This window comes from Superficieibacter electus (assembly GCF_002915575.1).
Classification (GTDB): Bacteria; Pseudomonadota; Gammaproteobacteria; order Enterobacterales; family Enterobacteriaceae; genus Superficieibacter; species Superficieibacter electus.
This window is the reverse complement of the sequence record NZ_PQGD01000067.1, coordinates 1-2,561: the sequence shown is the minus strand read 5'-3', so window position 1 is coordinate 2,561 and position 2,561 is coordinate 1. Positions and strand designations below refer to the sequence as shown.

Here is a 2,561-nt window from a genome sequence, read left to right as displayed (position 1 = left end):
GAAAGCGTGCGTATTGCCTGAAAACACAACCCGCTACGGGGGAGACTTACCCGAAATCTGATTTATTCAACAAAGCCTCGTTAAGGTTAACCTAAGATTTCAGAATGATAATCTCTGCTTTGCAGCGAATAAGGCAATCATAATATTAGATTGAATTGTTGTAATTATCATCAATGTTTTTACTGGTTTACTATTTTCCGGAGGTGTTAATGCCTGTACTTTTCAGGGTGAAAGTTATTCCGCTGGTTTTACTTCTGGCAATGATCTTTGCGTTTTTACTTAACTGGCCAATATTGCTGCATTTTTACGAGATTTTGTCGCATTTAGAGCATGTCAAAATTGGTTTTGTCATTTCTATTCCCTTTGTTCTGGTTGCGGCGCTTAACGTTGTTTTTATGCCTTTCTCAGTTCGTTTTCTGCTGAAACCTTTCTTTGCTTTACTGTTTATCACTGGCTCACTGGTCAGTTATTCGACACTAAAATATAAAGTAATGTTTGATCAAACGATGATTCAAAACATTATTGAAACTAACCCCCAGGAAGCGCATTCCTATCTTAATGGCTCAATTATTATATGGTTCGTCTTTACCGGTATCCTTCCTGCCATCCTCCTTTTTTCAATAAAAATTCAATATCCTGAAAAATGGTATAAAGGCATTGCTTACCGTTTGCTCTCCGTGCTGGCATCGTTGAGTTTGATTGCAGGTGTTGCCGCACTTTATTATCAGGATTATGCCTCTGTCGGCCGCAATAACTCGACATTGAATAAAGAGATCATCCCGGCGAACTACGCTTACAGCACTTTCCAGTATGTTAAGGATACGTACTTTACGACTAAAGTGCCTTTCCAGACGCTGGGGAATGATGCTAAACGCGTCGTCGCTCACGAAAAACCCACGCTGATGTTCCTGGTGATTGGCGAAACGGCACGCAGCCAGAATTTCTCGATGAACGGTTATTCGCGTGATACCAATGCCTTTACCAGCAAATCCGGCGGCGTTATTTCGTTTAAAAATATGCATTCCTGCGGTACCGCTACCGCAATATCCGTTCCGTGCATGTTCTCGAATATGAATCGCACCGAGTACGACAGTAAAAAAGCATCTAACAGTGAAAATTTCCTCGACATCGTGCAGAAAACCGGTGTCTCGCTGTTATGGAAAGAGAACGATGGCGGTTGTAAAGGCGTATGTAGCCGCATCCCGACTGTCGAAATTAAGCCTAGTGATAACCCGAAACTGTGCGATGGCAAAACGTGCCATGACGAGGTGATGCTGGAAAACCTTGATGATGAAATCGCCAAAATGCCAGGTGATAAGCTTGTCGCCTTCCATATCATTGGCAGCCATGGACCGACTTATTACCTGCGTTATCCGGCTGAGCATCGCCACTTCATGCCCGAATGTGCACGTAGCGATATCGAAAACTGTACTCAGGAACAATTGGTCAACACCTACGACAACACCCTTCGTTATACAGACTATGTATTAGCTGAGATGATTGAAAAGCTAAAAAATTACAGCGATCAGTACAACACCGTGCTGCTTTATGTGTCCGATCATGGTGAATCATTGGGCGAAAGCGGGCTATATCTGCACGGCACGCCGTACAAACTGGCACCGGATCAGCAGACGCATATTCCGATGCAGGTCTGGATGTCACCGGGCTTTATCGCCGGGAAACACATCAACATGTCTTGCCTTGAAAATAATGCGGCGAAAAAATCATATTCCCACGACAACCTGTTCTCATCGATTTTGGGGCTGTGGGACGTAAGCACCAGCGTCTATAATCCTGACCGCGATTTGTTCCGCGAATGCCGTGGCTAATCGATTGTTAGTATAACAAAAAGCCTTACGGCAACCTGGTTGCCGTAAGCTGCAAGAATGCAATAAGGCTTATAATATGAAACAACTTACTTTCAACGACCTACGCAAGCAAAGCGCACAAGCCGCAAATTCCCCCCGCTTACGTGCCCATCATAATTTCCACCCTGAATTGAGCGACCCGGTGCAGCGTCTGGCTATTGCTATGGAACCGGGAACTTATGTTCGCCCTCATCGCCACCCGCATACTTTTGAACTGCTGACATCCCTTACCGGTCGCTTTTTGGTATTGAACTTTGATGACCTGGGTAACCTGACCCAGCGCGTCGTGTTAGGTGAGGACTGTAAAGTGCTGGAGATGGATGCAGGCACCTGGCATACCGTATTGTCACTGGATGAAGGCGGCGTTATTTTTGAGGTAAAACACGGTAGGTACCAGCCTGTTGCTGATCAAGATGCCGCCCCATGGGCCCCCGCCGAAAACGAGCCGGGAACTGCAGAGCTGATGAAATGGTACACACAGGCGCAAGTAGGTGATGGCGGATATCCGCGGTAATTAATGCGTTGCACGGAGTGCCATTCTCTCCTTCGCGCCAACTTCAAAGGCTAAGACGCTTCCTCCCAAATCACCTACTCGTAAACCTGTGGCAAGAGTAGAGGCACTGTTGCAAATAGTCGGTGGTGATAAACTTATCATCCCCTTTTGCTGATGGAGCTGCACATGAACCCATTCAA

Annotated in this window: 2 protein-coding genes; both read left to right on the top strand. The window is 45.8% G+C overall.

The features are described from left to right. Positions 1 to 209: 209 nt before the first annotated feature. Positions 210 to 1,829, top strand: coding sequence for a phosphoethanolamine--lipid A transferase MCR-9.1 (locus CHU32_RS27755; RefSeq protein ID WP_001572373.1), 1,620 nt, complete (start codon positions 210 to 212; stop codon positions 1,827 to 1,829). A 76-nt stretch (positions 1,830 to 1,905) separates the two neighbouring features. Next, positions 1,906 to 2,382, top strand: coding sequence for a WbuC family cupin fold metalloprotein (locus tag CHU32_RS27750; RefSeq protein ID WP_001572372.1), 477 nt, complete (start codon positions 1,906 to 1,908; stop codon positions 2,380 to 2,382). Positions 2,383 to 2,561: the final 179 nt, after the last annotated feature.

Excerpts from the sequence above, each read along its gene's own strand:
- CHU32_RS27755 (WP_001572373.1), top strand. The coding sequence starts at position 210 with ATGCCTGTACTTTTCAGGGTGAAAGTTATTCCGCTGGTTTTACTTCTG.
- CHU32_RS27750 (WP_001572372.1), top strand. The coding sequence starts at position 1,906 with ATGAAACAACTTACTTTCAACGACCTACGCAAGCAAAGCGCACAAGCC.